17 protein-coding genes are annotated in these 15,099 nt (G+C 56.1%); 3 read left to right on the top strand and 14 right to left on the bottom strand.

Features of this window, described 5'->3' with window-relative positions:
* Positions 1 to 32 precede the first annotated feature (32 nt).
* From ACN08V_RS06400 to glmS, 3 genes are all read right to left on the bottom strand, one after another.
* Positions 33 to 962 (bottom strand): ADP-dependent NAD(P)H-hydrate dehydratase, encoded by a 930-nt coding sequence (locus ACN08V_RS06400; protein ID WP_419104934.1) that lies wholly within the window; start codon positions 960 to 962, stop codon positions 33 to 35.
* 17 nt (positions 963 to 979) lie between these two features.
* The gene (locus ACN08V_RS06405) at positions 980 to 1,408 is read right to left on the bottom strand and encodes a holo-ACP synthase (RefSeq protein ID WP_419099333.1); all 429 of its coding nucleotides are present in this window, start codon (positions 1,406 to 1,408) and stop codon (positions 980 to 982) included.
* Positions 1,409 to 1,533: 125 nt separating this feature from the next.
* Positions 1,534 to 3,417 (bottom strand): glutamine--fructose-6-phosphate transaminase (isomerizing), encoded by a 1,884-nt coding sequence (gene glmS, locus ACN08V_RS06410; protein ID WP_419104935.1) that lies wholly within the window; start codon positions 3,415 to 3,417, stop codon positions 1,534 to 1,536.
* A gap of 140 nt (positions 3,418 to 3,557) precedes the next feature.
* On the opposite strand from glmS, the gene coaA reads away from it, so the two are divergent.
* From coaA to mscL, 3 genes are all read left to right on the top strand, one after another.
* On the top strand, positions 3,558 to 4,514 hold the full coding sequence (coaA, locus tag ACN08V_RS06415; protein ID WP_419104936.1) for a type I pantothenate kinase: 957 nt from the start codon (positions 3,558 to 3,560) through the stop codon (positions 4,512 to 4,514).
* Position 4,515: 1 nt separating this feature from the next.
* The gene (locus tag ACN08V_RS06420; protein ID WP_419104937.1) at positions 4,516 to 5,355 is read left to right on the top strand and encodes a M15 family metallopeptidase; all 840 of its coding nucleotides are present in this window, start codon (positions 4,516 to 4,518) and stop codon (positions 5,353 to 5,355) included.
* Between the two features lie 141 nt (positions 5,356 to 5,496).
* The gene (gene mscL, locus ACN08V_RS06425; RefSeq protein ID WP_419099329.1) at positions 5,497 to 5,874 is read left to right on the top strand and encodes a large conductance mechanosensitive channel protein MscL; all 378 of its coding nucleotides are present in this window, start codon (positions 5,497 to 5,499) and stop codon (positions 5,872 to 5,874) included.
* 293 nt (positions 5,875 to 6,167) lie between these two features.
* On the opposite strand, the gene glmM is transcribed toward mscL, so the two are convergent.
* From glmM to infA, 11 genes are all read right to left on the bottom strand, one after another.
* Complete coding sequence (glmM, locus tag ACN08V_RS06430) at positions 6,168 to 7,523, bottom strand: phosphoglucosamine mutase (RefSeq protein ID WP_419099328.1); 1,356 nt, start codon at positions 7,521 to 7,523, stop codon at positions 6,168 to 6,170.
* Between the two features lie 25 nt (positions 7,524 to 7,548).
* A complete protein-coding gene (gene ppk2, locus ACN08V_RS06435) occupies positions 7,549 to 8,652 on the bottom strand; it encodes a polyphosphate kinase 2 (RefSeq protein WP_419104938.1) in 1,104 nt (367 codons plus the stop codon).
* Positions 8,653 to 8,850: 198 nt separating this feature from the next.
* Positions 8,851 to 9,339 (bottom strand): 30S ribosomal protein S9, encoded by a 489-nt coding sequence (gene rpsI, locus ACN08V_RS06440; protein ID WP_135013062.1) that lies wholly within the window; start codon positions 9,337 to 9,339, stop codon positions 8,851 to 8,853.
* A 35-nt stretch (positions 9,340 to 9,374) separates the two neighbouring features.
* A complete protein-coding gene (gene rplM / locus ACN08V_RS06445; RefSeq protein ID WP_419099326.1) occupies positions 9,375 to 9,818 on the bottom strand; it encodes a 50S ribosomal protein L13 in 444 nt (147 codons plus the stop codon).
* Positions 9,819 to 10,108: 290 nt separating this feature from the next.
* Positions 10,109 to 11,068, bottom strand: a complete 960-nt coding sequence (truA, locus tag ACN08V_RS06450) for a tRNA pseudouridine(38-40) synthase TruA (protein WP_419104939.1) — start codon at positions 11,066 to 11,068, stop codon at positions 10,109 to 10,111.
* Between the two features lie 114 nt (positions 11,069 to 11,182).
* Positions 11,183 to 11,875, bottom strand: a complete 693-nt coding sequence (gene rplQ, locus ACN08V_RS06455; protein ID WP_419099324.1) for a 50S ribosomal protein L17 — start codon at positions 11,873 to 11,875, stop codon at positions 11,183 to 11,185.
* 96 nt (positions 11,876 to 11,971) lie between these two features.
* Positions 11,972 to 12,967, bottom strand: coding sequence for a DNA-directed RNA polymerase subunit alpha (locus ACN08V_RS06460; protein ID WP_419099323.1), 996 nt, complete (start codon positions 12,965 to 12,967; stop codon positions 11,972 to 11,974).
* 146 nt (positions 12,968 to 13,113) lie between these two features.
* Positions 13,114 to 13,518, bottom strand: a complete 405-nt coding sequence (gene rpsK, locus ACN08V_RS06465; RefSeq protein ID WP_083090739.1) for a 30S ribosomal protein S11 — start codon at positions 13,516 to 13,518, stop codon at positions 13,114 to 13,116.
* A 71-nt stretch (positions 13,519 to 13,589) separates the two neighbouring features.
* On the bottom strand, positions 13,590 to 13,958 hold the full coding sequence (rpsM, locus tag ACN08V_RS06470; RefSeq protein ID WP_237202258.1) for a 30S ribosomal protein S13: 369 nt from the start codon (positions 13,956 to 13,958) through the stop codon (positions 13,590 to 13,592).
* 156 nt (positions 13,959 to 14,114) lie between these two features.
* A complete protein-coding gene (gene rpmJ / locus ACN08V_RS06475) occupies positions 14,115 to 14,228 on the bottom strand; it encodes a 50S ribosomal protein L36 (RefSeq protein ID WP_004005257.1) in 114 nt (37 codons plus the stop codon).
* Positions 14,229 to 14,368: 140 nt separating this feature from the next.
* A complete protein-coding gene (gene infA, locus ACN08V_RS06480; protein WP_083090737.1) occupies positions 14,369 to 14,590 on the bottom strand; it encodes a translation initiation factor IF-1 in 222 nt (73 codons plus the stop codon).
* Positions 14,591 to 15,099 lie beyond the last annotated feature (509 nt).

The following is a 15,099-nucleotide window of genomic DNA, read 5'->3' on the forward strand; positions in this document are numbered from 1 at the left end:
TTTCTGCTACGGGGCGTATCTTTTTTTCTGTTTTATGCGGGATGTGAGGCTAGGGTTTGGGCCACTGCACCGGGTATGTGTTCAGCCACCAGGGTAGGCGGTAGCGGGCCTGGCATACCGGCTGGGTGTACATGTTCGGCGGCTTTTCCGTGGATCAGGACGGCGGCGGCGGCCAGCAGTGCGTAGTCTTTTGATTTCCGGGCCTCAGCGGGTGTCTCTGCCTGGTAGCGGGCTAGGAGCGCGCCCAGAATGCCGGCGAGGGTGTCTCCGCTACCGGCAGTTGCCAGCCAGGGGCTGTTGCCCGTGACGGTGTAGGTCTGCCCCGATGGTTCACTGATGGTTGTTGAACCGCCTTTGAGCAGTACTGTGACGCCGAGAGCGCCAGCAAGAATTCTGGCGTAGCGGGCTGGTTCGTTCTCAATCTCATGGCGGCTAGGTACTTCAGTAAGCTCCGGGAGCAGCTGGGGTTTAAGGGTAGCTAGCCAGGTCAAGGCATCGGCGGTTTCACCTGCATGCGGGGTGATGATGTGGTGGGCGGCCAGTTCTAGACCGTCAACTGCAACCAGTTGGCTTGCGAGTGCTACCGCACCGGCATCAATAACCCCGGGTTCTCTGGCCTGCAGGATCTGCCGTAGCTGGTTTTCGCGGTCTTGACCGCTGATACCGCTGCCCAGCGCCCAGGCATCGACCCGGGTCTTCTCCGGGGTGCTGGTTACTGTGCAAACGGCTTCTGGAACGGACAGGTGCATCAGGAGGTTGAGGGAGGAAGTTCCCAGGAATCTGACCATACCTGCACCGGTATTAACTGCGGCACGGGCCGACATGAGCGCCGCACCGGGGTAGCTATCGCTTCCGGTGAGTAGCCCCAGCACACCTCTGGTGTACTTGTGTGAGGTGCCTGTAGGGGCGGTAAGCACCTGTGCGCATTGCTCAAGAGTCAGTGGCTGAGGTCCATGAGTCATAGCTTACTTTCTTACTACTACTGTGATGTGCTGGGTGGTAGGATTCCGCGGGGCGAGGGGTCGTGTTCAGCTAGATAGGCCATTTCTTCTGGGCTGAGCCGTTCTGCCATGACAGTAGCGGTCGCTACGGGTTCATCGTGGCTGATGGTCAGGTGCAGACGGTTAATTCCCAGCTCATGTGCTCTTTGGGCCACGGTTCCTTGGATGGTGAGATAGGGCGCACCGTTGGTGTCGTTCTCAACCCAGCAGTGGTGCCAGACCAGTCCGGCAGGCGCTCCGAGAGCTTTGGCTGTAGCTTCTTTTGCCGCAAAGCGGGCAGCTAGGGAACGGACTGGTTTGCCGCGTTCTGAAGGCACAAAGAGGCGCTCTTTCAGGCCCGGTGTTCGCTTGAGGAGCTCAGCAAAACGGTCAATGTTCACTACATCGACGCCGGTTCCCATAATCATGCCTGCACCTTCCAGGTAGGTGTTTATAATCCTTGCCCCATTCTAGTCGTGGTTTGAGTGGGGAAATAGAAGCCCCCGTATCCTTGCGAGGATACGGGGGCGTATAAACAACCTAGCGAGAGCCTTTACTCAACGGTCACCGACTTGGCCAGGTTACGAGGCTGGTCAACGTCGTAGCCCTTTGCGTGGGCTACCGAGCATGCAAAGATCTGCAGCGGAACGGTAGAGAGCAGGGGCTGAAGCAGGCTGGGTGCGGAGGGGATGCGGATGATGTGATCAGCGTGCTCCTCAACAGCGGTGTCGCCCTCTTCTGCGATAACGATGGTCACCGCGCCGCGGGCGCGCACTTCCTGGATGTTAGAAACAACCTTGGAGTGCAGTGAATCGCGGCCGCTAGGTGAAGGAACAATCACGAAGATCGGCTGGCCTTCTTCAACCAGGGCGATGGGGCCGTGCTTGAGCTCACCAGCGGCGAAGCCTTCGGCGTGTAGGTAGGCGATTTCCTTGAGCTTGAGTGCGCCTTCGAGCGCTACGGGGAAGCCCACGTGGCGGCCCAGGAAGAGAACCGATTTGGAGTCCTTCATGGACTTGCCAAGGTCCTTGACCTGGTCTTCTGCATCGATGACAGCCTGAATCTTTTCGGGCATCTTCTGCAGTTCTTCAAGGATTGAGCGGATTTCGTCCTTGAACATGTTGCCACGTAGCTGAGCCAGGTAGAGGCCCAGCAGGTAGGCTGCAGCGATCTGTGACAGGAAGGCTTTGGTAGATGCAACAGCGATTTCGGGGCCTGCGTGGGTGTACAGAGCGGCGTCTGATTCGCGGGGCAGGGTCGAGCCATTGGTGTTGCAGATGGAGACAACCTTAGCGCCCTGTTCCTGGGCGTGGCGGACGGCCATGAGAGTGTCCATGGTTTCGCCGGACTGTGACAGAGCCACAACCAGGGTCTTCTCGTCAACAATCGGGTCACGGTAGCGGAACTCGTGAGCGAGTTCTACCTCGGTGGGGATACGACACCAGTGCTCGATGGCGTAACGGGCGACCTGGCCTGCGTAAGCGGCGGTTCCACATGCGACCACGATAATTTTGTTGATGCTTCGCAGGGTTACATCGTCAATCTTGAGTTCATCGAGGGTGAGGTTGCCCTTTTCGTCCAGACGGCCAAGCAGGGTGTCGCGGACAGCTGCAGGCTGCTCGTGGATTTCCTTCTCCATGAAGGAAGAGAAGCCGCCCTTTTCAACAGCGGCGGTGTCCCATTCAATGGCAAATTCTTTACCCTCAGCGGGGAAGCCCTCAAAGTCGATGATGGAGTATTCGCCACCGGTGATGGTAACGATCTGGTCCTGCCCCATTTCGACTGCACGCTTGGTGTAGTCGATGAAACCTGAAACGTCTGAGCCCAGGAAGTTTTCGTTATCACCCAGGCCAATAACCAGGGGTGAGTTGCGGCGGGTTGCCACAACGCGATCCGGAAAATCAACGTGGATAGCCAGAATGGTGAAGGCACCTTCCAGGCGGTTGGATGCCCGGCGCACGGCCTCTGTCAGGTCTTTGTTTTCCAGTTTGTTGTAAATGCTGGCGATGAGGTTAGCGGCGATTTCGGTGTCAGTCTGCGACTTGAATTCCACGCCTTCTGCCAGCAGCTCAGCGCGAAGCTCAGCGAAGTTTTCGATAATACCGTTGTGAACGACTGCTAGCCGCCCATTGTCAACAACATGGGGATGCGCGTTGGTGTCGGTGGGGCCGCCGTGGGTTGCCCAACGGGTATGGCCGATACCGATCGTGCTTGCGGGAAGGGGGCTTGCCGCTACCTCAGCCTCCAGGTTAACCAGTTTGCCTGACTTTTTACGGAATTCAATTCCGTCTTCGCCGATGAGTGCTACACCGGCCGAGTCATAGCCACGGTATTCCTGGCGACGCAAGCCTTCAAGAACTACGTCGTACGCGCTATGGTCAAATTTCTTACCGTCTGCGGCAGTGCCCAGACTTACATATCCTACGATTCCACACATACTCTCATACTACATTGCCTATCACGCGCCTCTGATGATTTACTGACTGATCACTACGACACAGTTTGACCTTATAAACGCCGAGGTTACCGCGCTGTCATATTCAGTCAGGTAGAGGCTGTGGCCGTAGACTATAGAGAATGAGCAACCCACCTCTCTACCTCAGGCACTCTCCCTTTATTGAGCTAGACCGGGAAACCTGGTCTCGGTTAGCGAGCGAAATTGAGGTTCCGCTGAGTGAAGACGAGTTAGAACAGCTTCAGGGGCTTGGGGAAACAATTGACCTGGACGAGGTCAGCCAGGTTTATCTCCCTATCTCCAGGTTGCTCAATCTCTACGTCAATGCAGCAGCCAGTACTAACCATATGACCAATGATTTTCTGGGTATTCGGGGTCAAAAGGTTCCTTTTATTATTGGTGTGGCTGGCTCTGTAGCTGTTGGTAAGTCAACTACCGCCCGTGTACTGCAGGAGCTCCTCCGCAGGTGGCCCTCAACCCCCAACGTCCAGCTTGTGACCACCGATGGTTTCCTCTACCCCAACGCTGAGTTAGAGCGGCGCGGGCTGATGGGCAGAAAGGGATTTCCCGAATCCTATGACCGGCGGGCTCTCCTGCGCTTCGTCTCGGACGTCAAATCAGGCTCCCCCTCAGTGACAGCGCCTAAGTATTCGCACCTGTACTACGACATTATTCCCGGGGAGCATATTGAGGTTACCAGCCCCGATGTACTCATCGTTGAGGGCCTGAACGTGCTAGCTCCTGCCAAGCTGGGGGCCCATGAAAGCTCGGCTCTGAGCCTGGCTGATTTCTTTGACTTCTCCATCTATGTGGATGCCCGGACCAGCGATATCGAGTCCTGGTACGTACAAAGGTTCCTTAAACTCCAGCGTTCTGCCTTTACCAACCCGGAATCCTACTTCAAGCGGTACGCCAACCTTTCTGAGGAGGCCGCGCGTGAGCTTGCTTTAAGTATTTGGCGTTCTATCAATGAGCCCAATCTTCGAGAGAATGTCCGACCAACGCGGGGCCGGGCACAACTTATTCTCAAAAAATCACATGACCATAAAATTCGTCGCGTACTCCTGAGAAAGAACTGACGTGCAAGAGCTAAGACACACCCCGCTTGCTATCGCGGGAATCATCACCATGGCCTTAACAGCTTGCTCTTCTACAGGAGAGGACACTGTAAAGTTTTCGCCTACTCAAGGAGAGGAGGTCTCTGCCCAAGCCACTTCTTTAGCGTCAGCAACATCTGCTGAAGCATCAGCCGGTGCTTCAGTCAGCCCGGCTTCAGAGCAGGCCAGCACCAGCCCGGCTAAAGCTACCCCCCAGGGGTCAGAGCCAGCTCAGCCTGGGCCCACCTACTTTGCGGACACTTCAAGAGCTTCTTCACTGAATGTGGTGGTCAACAAGCAGAACCCTCTCAACCCCTCAACTTACGCACCAGCCGATCTGCAACCCATCGGTGGTGTCTATCTGCGGGCCCAAGCCAGCCAGGCGGCCCAAAAAATGTTCGCTGATGCGGCAGCAGCCGGTGCACCGATGACTGCACTCAGTGGCTACCGCTCTTATGAGACCCAGCAGGCAACCTACGCAGGCTGGGTCGCCCAGTACGGCCGGGAAGGGGCCGATGTTGCCTCCGCCCGCCCAGGTTACTCGGAACACCAAACCGGTCTTGCCCTTGATATTGGTAGTGGCAGTGACTGCGATCTTCAGCCCTGCTTCAGGGACACCGCCACGGCTCTCTGGGCAGCTGAGCACGCCCACGAGTACGGCTTTATTGTTCGCTACCCCTGGATGGAACACGAAACCACCGGCTATTGGTACGAGTCTTGGCACCTGCGCTACATCGGAAAAGAGCAAGCCAAAGCCTACAAAGAATCAGGGGCGAAAACTCTCGAAGAGTTCTACGGACTACCGGCAGCACCCTCCTACTAGCTTTCAGCCACCACTCGGGTTTTCCACACCTACCTCTCACGGTAGGTTTTAGCCCTAGTGTGAGTAAGTGCACTAGGACTATATCCGAAATGGTGGCTTTTTGTGTGTTCACTTGCCTTTTAAGGCGCTAGTGTTGGACTCATGCTTAGTGGATTTAAAGATTTCATCACCCGCGGTAACGTCATCGACCTGGCAGTTGGTCTGATTATTGGCACCGCCTTCACCGCCGTTATCACTGCCCTGGTTGAGTCGGTTCTTATGCCGGCCATCGCCATGATTGTTAAGGCTCCGAGCTTTGACCAGTTCCTGGTGTACGGCGACATCAAGATTGGCGTTTTCCTGACCGCAGTTGTTAACTTCCTGCTCATCGCAGCAGCTGTTTACTTCTGCATCGTAACACCCATCAACAAGCTCAACGAACGTCGCGCTGCCAAGCTCGGCCTCGAAGAAGAAGCTGAAGAAGAGGATCCCCAGGTTGCTCTTCTCAAGGAGATCCGTGACGCCCTGAGCGCCAAGTAATCTCATATAAAACTCCTATAAATCACCAGGGCCCCGGTAGCACAAGCTACCGGGGCCCTACTTTTTCTCTCCCACCTTCATCAGCTATCGGTCCCAGTCGATAGAAAGGCCTTAAGTCTCTCCGCAAAGAGAGACAAAGCTAGCTCTGGCACAAGGCCAATGATTCCCTACCCCCCTTGCGCCTAACAGGAGCTATCTCCCCCCCTGCAGAGAAGCCACAAAATTCCTGCAAAGAGAAGGCGGGCCTCCCCTAGTGGAGAGACCCGCTGTAAGTCTTTAGGCCCGAACGCGCTCTACAGAGCTAACTCACGAGAGACCACATCGGCAAGAGCCTGAGCAGTGGCATCGGCGACTTCCTGAGTCTGGGCCTCAACCATGACGCGCACCAGAGGCTCTGTGCCTGAGGCCCGAAGCAGTACACGGCCACTATCACCAAGTTCAGCTTCTGCCTGTGCAATAGCTTCCTGGAGGGGCTGGCAGGTAGCAACGCCGGAACGGTCAACACCCTTGACGTTGATGAGCTTCTGGGGGGTTGCTTGCATACGGTTAGCCAACTCGGAGAGAGGCAGACCTGTTCGGGCAACCTCAGCGGCAAGATGCAAGCCGGTGAGAACACCATCGCCGGTCGTGGCATGATCGCTCATAATCACGTGACCTGACTGTTCACCCCCCAGGTTGTAGCCGTGCTTGTTCATGGCTTCAAGAACATAGCGATCCCCCACCTTGGTACGCACAAGCTTGATGTCATGATCCCTGAGGAAATGCTCCAAGCCCAAAGAACTCATGACGGTTGCGACCAGGGTATCGTCTTTGAGCCTTCCTGCTTCTTTCATGGAAAGAGCAAGAATGGCCATAATCTGATCACCATCTACCAGGTTGCCCTGCTCGTCTACCGCCATACAGCGGTCAGCATCACCGTCATGGGCAATGCCCAGGTCAGCGCTGTGCTTAACAACGGCTTCTTGAAGTAGCTCGGGGTGAGTAGAACCCACACCGTCATTAATGTTGTTGCCATCGGGCTCGGCGCCAATAAGGAAGACTTTGGCGCCCAGGGCGTGGAAAGCGTCTGGGGAAACACCTGAGGAAGCGCCATTGGCGCAGTCCAAAACCACTTTGAGGCCGTTGAGGCGGCGGTGTTCTGGCATGGTCGACATCAGGTGTGTCACGTAGCGGTCTTCGCCGTCTGTTAACAGACGAACTCGCCCAACATCACCGTGAGTGGGGTAACGGAAGTCTTTGGAACGGTAGAGAGCCTCAATGGCGTTCTCAATCTCATCATCCAGTTTCTTACCGCCCCGGGCCAAAAACTTAATGCCGTTGTCTTCTGCGGCGTTGTGCGACGCGGAAATCATGACACCAAAGTCTGCGCCGGTGCTTGCTACCAGGTAGGCAGCTGCAGGCGTGGGTACCATACCCGCGTCAAGGACATCAACGCCAGAAGCCGCGAAACCAGCGGTCATAGCTGCACCAATAAACTCACCGGAAATACGGGAGTCATGAGCGATGACAGCCTTGGGGCGAGTACCTTCTTCAACCGTATTGAACCCTAGGACGATGGACGCGGCCTGCGCTAGCTCCATAGCAAGCGCAGGAGTGATGAGATCGTTAGCGAGGCCGCGAACACCGTCGGTTCCGAATAATCTAGTCATTACAGACTATTCTACGCTCTCAGAGCTACTTTTCTTCACGCAGGACGGGGAAACCCTCTGGATTTTCGATGCTATCGTCGTCATCCTCCAGAACGTCCGAGCCCTTACCAACAATCAAGGAGTCTGTGGCCCCAACCAGGGCGTGGTCCTTATTGGGGTACTCAAACTGGCTGAGCACATGGCGCATAGCTTCTAGGCGAGCACGCTTCTTGTCGTTTGATTTGACCACGGTCCAGGGAGCATCACCGGTGTCAGTGTAGAAGAACATGGCTTCCTTGGCTGCGGTGTAGTCGTCCCACTTATCCAGCGATGCTAGGTCGGTAGGTGAAAGCTTCCACTGGCGCACAGGGTCGGTACGTCGTGAATTGAAACGGGCCAGCTGCTCTGCACGGGTGACAGAGAACCAGAACTTGATGAGCCTAACTCCGGAGTTCACCAGCATACGTTCTAGCTCAGGAACCTCACGCATGAACTCGTAGTACTGCTGGGAGGTGCAGTAGCCCATGACGCGCTCAACACCGGCACGGTTGTACCAAGAACGGTCCATGAGCACGATCTCGCCGCCTGAAGGAAGGTGCTGGATATAACGCTGAAAGTACCACTGGGTCTGCTCAATATCGGTGGGCTTCTCCAGGGCCACAACACGAGCGCCTCGGGGATTAAGATGCTCCATAAAGCGTTTGATGGCGCCACCCTTGCCTGCGGCATCGCGGCCCTCGAAGATAATGAGTACCTTCTGGCCGGTTTCTTTAATCCATAGCTGCAGTTTGAGAAGCTCAATCTGCAAGGCACGCTTCTCTTTTTCGTAATCTTTACGTCCTAGTTTCTTATCGTAGGGGTAGCCTACCTTCCAGGCATCAGAGAGGCTCTCCTCTCCCCCCTTGAGTTTCTTGGTCAATGATGCAATCTCATCGAGCTCTGCACTGTAGTCTTCAACGACAGAGACCCGACGAGTTGTTTTAGCCAGGGCGGCCTTGACAGCTTGTTTCTTAGTGTCCTCAGGTCTGCCGGCGTGGGCCTCTTTGCCCTCAGTAACCGGGGGTGTAGTCTGTGTGTCCTCTTCCGCTGCGGCTTTTTTGCCTGGTGTGGGGTTCTGACCGGTTGCACGCGCGTCATTAGCAGATGCCATGGGCATCCTTTCTCTCGGTGTAGTTTCCACCACTATCTTAGAACGCCTCTGGGAGTAAACCCACTGTTACAGAACTTTTGACCCTAACCGGGAGCAAAGCTCTCTTACTAGGCTGACCAGGAAATACAAAAGTGCCCCCTCCCAAAAAGGGAGAGGGCACTTCTCAAACAGCTGAGGCTGAAAGGATTCCAGTAAAGCTTAACGCTTGGAGAACTGTGAAGCCTTACGTGCCTTCTTAAGACCAGCCTTCTTACGCTCGATAACACGAGCGTCGCGGGTCAGGAAGCCTGCCTTCTTGAGAGCGGGGCGGTTGTTCTCGGCATCAATCTCGTTCAGTGCACGAGCAACGCCAAGACGCAGTGCGCCGGCCTGGCCGGAGGGTCCGCCACCTGAGATACGGGCGAAGACGTCGTAAGCGCCTTCAAGCTCAAGAAGCTTGAAAGGATCGTTTACTTCCTGCTGGTGCAGTTTGTTGGGGAAGTAGTTGTCAAGCTCGCGACCGTTAACGGTCCACTTGCCGGTACCGGGTACCAGGCGAACGCGAGCAACAGCTTCCTTACGGCGACCAACAGCCTGACCACCAACGGTCAGTGCGGGGCGGGCAGCCTTCTCAGCTACAGGAGCTGAGGATTCGGAAGTGTAGCTAGTGAGCTCTTCTTCGGTGGTGTACTCTTCGTTCTGAGCCACGATGTCTCCTTTAATAGTTCTTTCGTAGGCCCGAATTACTGGGCAACCTGGTTGAATTCGTAGGTCTTGGGCTGCTGAGCTGCGTGGGGGTGCTCAGAACCAGCGTAAACCTTGAGGTTCTTGAGCTGCTGTGCAGCCAGCTTGTTCTTGGGGAGCATGCCCTTGACGGCCTTCTCTACGGCGCGAACAGGGTTGGTTTCCAGCAGTTCAGCGTAGTTGACGGACTTGAGACCACCGGGGTAGCCCGAGTGGCGGTAGGCACGCTTCTGCTCAAGCTTTGCACCGGTCAGTGCAACCTTTTCTGCGTTGATGATGATGACAGAGTCACCCATGTCAACGTGAGGTGCGAAGGTGGGCTTGTGCTTGCCGCGCAGCAGGATTGCGGTCTGGCTTGCGAGACGGCCGAGAACAACGTCAGAGGCATCAATGATGTGCCACTGGCGGTTGTTATCGCCTGACTTCGGAGTGTAAGTGCGCAAAATTTCGCCTTTTCTCGTTTCGGGTAGCGCTAGTTGGGTATCGCGCTAGATTACTGTGAGTGCGTGGGGCAGGATTCGGGTGAGGTCCAAACACAACTGCCTACCAAGCTCCTAAGACCACTTATTCCCCGTTATTGTCCTGCAACTAGACCGAAGAACAGGGTACGAAATTAGGGCGGTATACGCACAACGTATGAAACTATACCCAATCTTCTAGCTTTAAGCCAGAGCTAAGCTCCCTTAAATAGGCTTGTTTGACTGACCTCACCTTTAAATCACACGAATGTTATTTAAAGAGTTCTTAGATTCCTTGCCCTATTGGCCTGCCTGGCGTATCCGGAGGCTTCTGGGTAGCTAATCCGTGCCAGAGCTAAGCCTCGTGGGGCGGCCAGACGAACCTGAGAATCACGTACCGGCGTGCTGATGCGGCTCTGCAACCAGGCAATATCGCGGGCACCCTCCCCTACCATGACCAAAGAAGCTATCAGGGTTCTGACCATATTGTGGCAAAAAGCATCTGCCCTGATAGTTGCCTCGATGAGGCCGTCTTCTCTGCGTTCAAAGCTCAGTTCCCGAAGCTCGCGAATTGTTGTGGAACCGGCCCTGGGCTTGCAGAAAGAAAGGAAGTCCTTAAGGCCCAGCAGTTCTTCTGCTGCCCTGTTCATTAGCTGCAGGTCAAGCCCAGCATTAACCTGCCAGGCAAGGTGCCTGTTGAGCGGATTACTACCCCGTTCCTCCTGGTGATCTTCAATCAGGTAACGGTAGGACCGCTCTAGGGCAGAAAAGCGGGCATCGAAGTCGGCAGGCACCTCACGGCACTCTGTCACAGTGATTGCTTTCTGGAGATAGCCCTGCAAGCGGGTGGGTAGCCCGAGCTCAGCCTCTGCATCGGCCAGCGCCCGGCTCAAGGCCCCCCGCAGTTTACGGCCTAGTGCCTTACCGGGGTCAAGATTTAGGTTCTTACCCGGCATTCTTTCCCAGGCAGAACGCGAGACGTCGAAGTGCACTACCTGGTGCAGGGCGTGGACACCGGCGTCGGTTCTACCAGCCACAGTAGTGTATATGGGCACCCGAAAAATGAGGGCAAGCGCTTCTTCCAGGACACCCTGTACAGTAATCAACCCGGGCTGTTTAGCCCAACCTGCAAAGGGGCCACCGTCATAGGAAAAATCTACCCGCACGCGCACCGTGGAGTCAGCGGTCTCTTCCTCATCCGCAGATAGCACAGCGCCCAGGGGGTGTTCAGTCATGTCTTTCCTTCCCAGCGTCCTGCATGTATTTCTTCCACTGTAGCGGCAAACAGAACCTTAGCTTAAAACAGCGGTGGCCTCCCCCTGAGGGAAGGCCACCGCAGACACCGAAAATTATTCGGAGATGGTCTGTGCTGCTGCACCACCAGCAGGTGCGTAACCTGCTGCTTCAGCTGATTCCTTGGTGTCGAACCAAATCTCAGCCTGGGTGTTTGCATACCAGCGTGAGCCGGGTACGTGGTACTTCATGGAGTCAGCGTTGCCCTTGATCTCGAAGCCCTCGGGAGCTTCGCCGGATTCCAGAGGAGCGTGTGCGCCTGCGGGCAGGTCAGAAGCCTGAGCTTCTTCTGCTACGGGAGCGGCAGCTGCTGCGGGAGCAGGGGTCTCTTCCTGAGCTGCTGCACTATCTGCAACCTTGGTTGCTTCGGAAACAGCTGCTGCGGTTGCTACGGGCTCCATGACCAGTTCGATAACGGCCATAGGAGCGTTATCGCCCTTGCGGTTACCGATCTTGGTGATGCGGGTGTAGCCACCGGGGCGTTCTGCCATTGCGGGTGCAATGACGGTGAACAGTTCGTGGACAACTGACTTGTTACCGATGGAGCGCAGGACGCGACGGCGAGCGGCGAGATCACCCTTCTTAGCGAAGGTAATCAGGCGCTCAGCGACCGGACGCATGCGCTTGGCCTTGGTAACGGTGGTGGTGATGCGCTTGTGCTCGAAGAGCTGCTGAGACAGGTTGTTCAGCATGATGCGCTCGTGGGTCGGTGATCCGCCGAGGCGGGGACCCTTAGTGGGAGTAGGCATATTAATTTCTCCTGGTAAGCCGTTCCTCAAGCCGTCAGGCTAGTGGAACCAAAGATGTTTGACTGGTGTAACGCGGGTGCGTTGACTGCCGGTGTCTTAGTAGTCGCTGCCGTAGCTGTCGTCGTCCTGCAGGCGGGCTGAGAGATCCATACCGGCGGGTGAGTCCTTGAGGGACAGGCCGAGCTCGGTGAGCTTTGCCTTGACTTCATCGATGGACTTGGCACCGAAGTTACGGATGTCCATGAGGTCAGCTTCGCTGCGGGTCACGAGCTCACCCACGGTGTGGATGCCCTCGCGCTTGAGGCAGTTGTAGGAGCGGACGGTCATGTCCAGGTCTTCGATGGGCAGAGCCAGGTCTGCGGCCATTGACTCGTCAGCGGGTGACGGGCCAACTTCGATACCTTCAGCGGCAGTGTTGAGTTCACGGGCAAGGCCGAAGAGCTCAACGAGGGTGTTACCTGCTGATGCGACTGCGTCGCGGGGAGCAATTGCTTCCTTGGTTTCGACGTCCAGGGTAAGGGAGTCGAAGTCGGTGCGCTGCTCAACACGGGTTGCGCTAACGCGGAAGGTAACCTTCAGGACGGGTGAGTAGATGGAGTCAACCGGGATACGGCCGATCTCTGCATCACCTGACTTGTTCTGGGCTGCCGAGACGTAGCCACGGCCGCGTTCGATGGTCAGTTCTGCGTTGAAGTTTGCGCGGTTGTTGAGGGTTGCGATGTGCAGATCCGGGTTGTGGATCTCGACGCCTGCGGGCACCTCAATGTCGGCTGCGGTGAGCTCACCTTCGCCCTGCTTGCGCAGGTAAGCGATAACGGGTTCGTCGTTCTCAGATGAGATGGAGAGCTTCTTGATGTTCAAGATGATCTCGGTGACGTCCTCGGTCACACCTTCTACGGTGCTGAATTCGTGCAGCACACCGTCGATGCGGATGCTGGTTACAGCGGCACCGGGGATTGATGAGAGAAGGGTGCGACGGAGGGAGTTACCCAGGGTGTAGCCGAAGCCGGGTTCGAGGGGCTCGATGGTGAAGCGTGAACGGTTTTCCGATACATGTTCTTCACGTAGGATGGGGCGCTGTGCAATGAGCACTATGTTTCCTTTCGGTGAGCATCCGCTATATGAGCTCACAGGTTGGGAAAAACGAGTGAGGAAGCAGACGAAGCAGTCTGTTCATTGATCGGCTACCGTGAGGTGGCCAATCGCCCGATGTTCGGGACGCGTCTAGACAGCGAGGTTTAGACGTGGCGGCGCTTCGGGGGACGGCAACCGTTGTGGGCAACGGGGGTGACGTCCTGGATGGAGCCAACCTCGAGGCCGGTAGCCTGAAGTGAGCGGATAGCGGTTTCGCGACCGGGGCCGGGGCCCTTAACGAAAACGTCTACCTTGCGGACACCGTGCTCCTGAGCGCGCTTTGCAGCGGTCTCAGCGGCCATCTGAGCTGCGTAGGGGGTTGACTTACGTGAACCCTTGAAGCCCATTTCACCTGCGGATGACCAGGAGATAACCGCACCTGAAGGATCGGTGATCGATACGATGGTGTTGTTAAAGGTTGACTTGATGTGTGCCTGACCGGCAACAATGTTCTTGGAAACCTTGCGGCGGCCGGTTCGTTTGGCCGCTGCGCGAGTCTTGGGAGGCATTTTTGATTCTCCTACAAAGTTTTGGTGGAAGTGTTGGCCTTACGCGATGTGTAAGACTGAGACAACACTGTTTACTTCTTCTTACCGGCGACGGTACGCTTGGGGCCCTTGCGGGTACGAGCGTTGGTCTTGGTGCGCTGGCCGTGTACGGGAAGGCCACGGCGGTGACGCAGACCCTGGTAGCTACCGATTTCTACCTTGCGGCGGATATCAGCAGCAACCTCGCGGCGAAGGTCACCTTCAACCTTGTAGTTGCCTTCGATGAAGTCACGAAGTGCTACGAGCTGTGAGTCGTCAAGGTCCTTGACGCGGGTGTTGGGGTCAACACCGGTTGCAGCTAGCGCTTCTTTTGCACGGGTCTTGCCCACGCCGTAGATGTAAGTAAGAGCAATTTCCACGCGCTTTTCGCGGGGAATATCGACTCCAGCGAGACGTGCCATGGGGCGTTCTCCTTGTTTTCGCAGAGGTCTGTGACATCACTGCCCGGTTGTTCCGGTCCCCGGCCTCTGTGCCCGAGGGTATCCTGATTGCTCAGGAGCGGTGCCATTTTCTGTCTGCCACCGGTGAGGGTGGACTTTTCTCAGCTGTCCTGGGTGTTAGCCCTGGCGCTGCTTGTGGCGCGGGTTTTCGCAGATCACCATGACCACACCGTGACGGCGGATCACTTTGCACTTGTCGCAGATCGGCTTAACGCTCGGCTTGACCTTCATCGCATTCCTTTGCGTTGATGTTTCAGCTAATGCTTTGGACGGGCGGGGTAAGAGGTTCTGTGTCCGGTTGCCCGGTGGTAGAACTGTTTACCCCTTTTACACGGCGTAAACGCCGCATAGTGCGACGTTTGCCTTTGTGTTTACTTGTAGCGGTAGACGATACGACCGCGTGAGAGGTCGTAGGGGCTCAGCTCCACTACTACTCGGTCCTCAGGCAGGATTCGAATGTAGTGCTGACGCATCTTGCCTGAGATGTGTGCCAGTACTTTGTGTCCGTTGTCCAGCTCAACGCGGAATGATGCGTTGGGCAGTGCTTCGACCACGGTACCTTCGATCTCGATGACGCCGTCTTTCTTGGCCATATCCTCCGCTTTACGTTCGTGCCCATTTTTGTGTGGGCAGTTGGTAGTATTTTTTCTGCGTTCGGGGCTTGTTCTCAAGGGGTGAGCTTGGCTCCGCATGCGCGCAAACGCTTGGCACAGACAACCAACAATCTAATATACGGCAAATACCCCAGAAAGTTAACGGTTTCCTCAAAACATAATGAGGTTCACATTAACTCGCTGGGGCTTTGTTGCTGTTGCGGTTCTTGCTTGAAGCGGACACAAGATGATGGAGGAGCAGTCCCCCGTATGCCTTCAATTTATTAGCTTGGGCATACTCCTATGCTGGCTGGGATTTATTCTGCTGGTGGCCTGCCCCGTCTGCTGGCTTGGGCTGGCGTTTAGGGGGCAGACGGGGCGTACAAGCAAAAAGAGGAACTTATATACTCTTAGTCCTCTTTGGCGGCTAGCTGGCCGCATGCTCCGTCGATATCGCTACCGCGTGTGTCGCGCACGGTGGTGGGAATGCCATGGGCGCGGAGGCGCTC

It is taken from the genome of Rothia sp. P5766 (genome assembly GCF_048513555.1).
Lineage (GTDB): Bacteria > Actinomycetota > Actinomycetes > Actinomycetales > Micrococcaceae > Rothia.

Bases quoted from the DNA above. Each gene is read 5' to 3' on its own strand.
- ACN08V_RS06400 (WP_419104934.1), bottom strand. From the start codon at position 962: ATGACTCATGGACCTCAGCCACTGACTCTTGAGCAATGCGCACAGGTG.
- ACN08V_RS06405 (WP_419099333.1), bottom strand. From the start codon at position 1,408: ATGATTATGGGAACCGGCGTCGATGTAGTGAACATTGACCGTTTTGCT.
- glmS (WP_419104935.1), bottom strand. From the start codon at position 3,417: ATGTGTGGAATCGTAGGATATGTAAGTCTGGGCACTGCCGCAGACGGT.
- coaA (WP_419104936.1), top strand. From the start codon at position 3,558: ATGAGCAACCCACCTCTCTACCTCAGGCACTCTCCCTTTATTGAGCTA.
- mscL (WP_419099329.1), top strand. From the start codon at position 5,497: ATGCTTAGTGGATTTAAAGATTTCATCACCCGCGGTAACGTCATCGAC.
- glmM (WP_419099328.1), bottom strand. From the start codon at position 7,523: ATGACTAGATTATTCGGAACCGACGGTGTTCGCGGCCTCGCTAACGAT.
- ppk2 (WP_419104938.1), bottom strand. From the start codon at position 8,652: ATGGCATCTGCTAATGACGCGCGTGCAACCGGTCAGAACCCCACACCA.
- truA (WP_419104939.1), bottom strand. From the start codon at position 11,068: ATGACTGAACACCCCCTGGGCGCTGTGCTATCTGCGGATGAGGAAGAG.
- rplQ (WP_419099324.1), bottom strand. From the start codon at position 11,875: ATGCCTACTCCCACTAAGGGTCCCCGCCTCGGCGGATCACCGACCCAC.
- rpsK (WP_083090739.1), bottom strand. From the start codon at position 13,518: ATGCCTCCCAAGACTCGCGCAGCGGCCAAACGAACCGGCCGCCGCAAG.
- rpsM (WP_237202258.1), bottom strand. From the start codon at position 13,958: ATGGCACGTCTCGCTGGAGTCGATATTCCCCGCGAAAAGCGCGTGGAA.
- rpmJ (WP_004005257.1), bottom strand. From the start codon at position 14,228: ATGAAGGTCAAGCCGAGCGTTAAGCCGATCTGCGACAAGTGCAAAGTG.
- infA (WP_083090737.1), bottom strand. From the start codon at position 14,590: ATGGCCAAGAAAGACGGCGTCATCGAGATCGAAGGTACCGTGGTCGAA.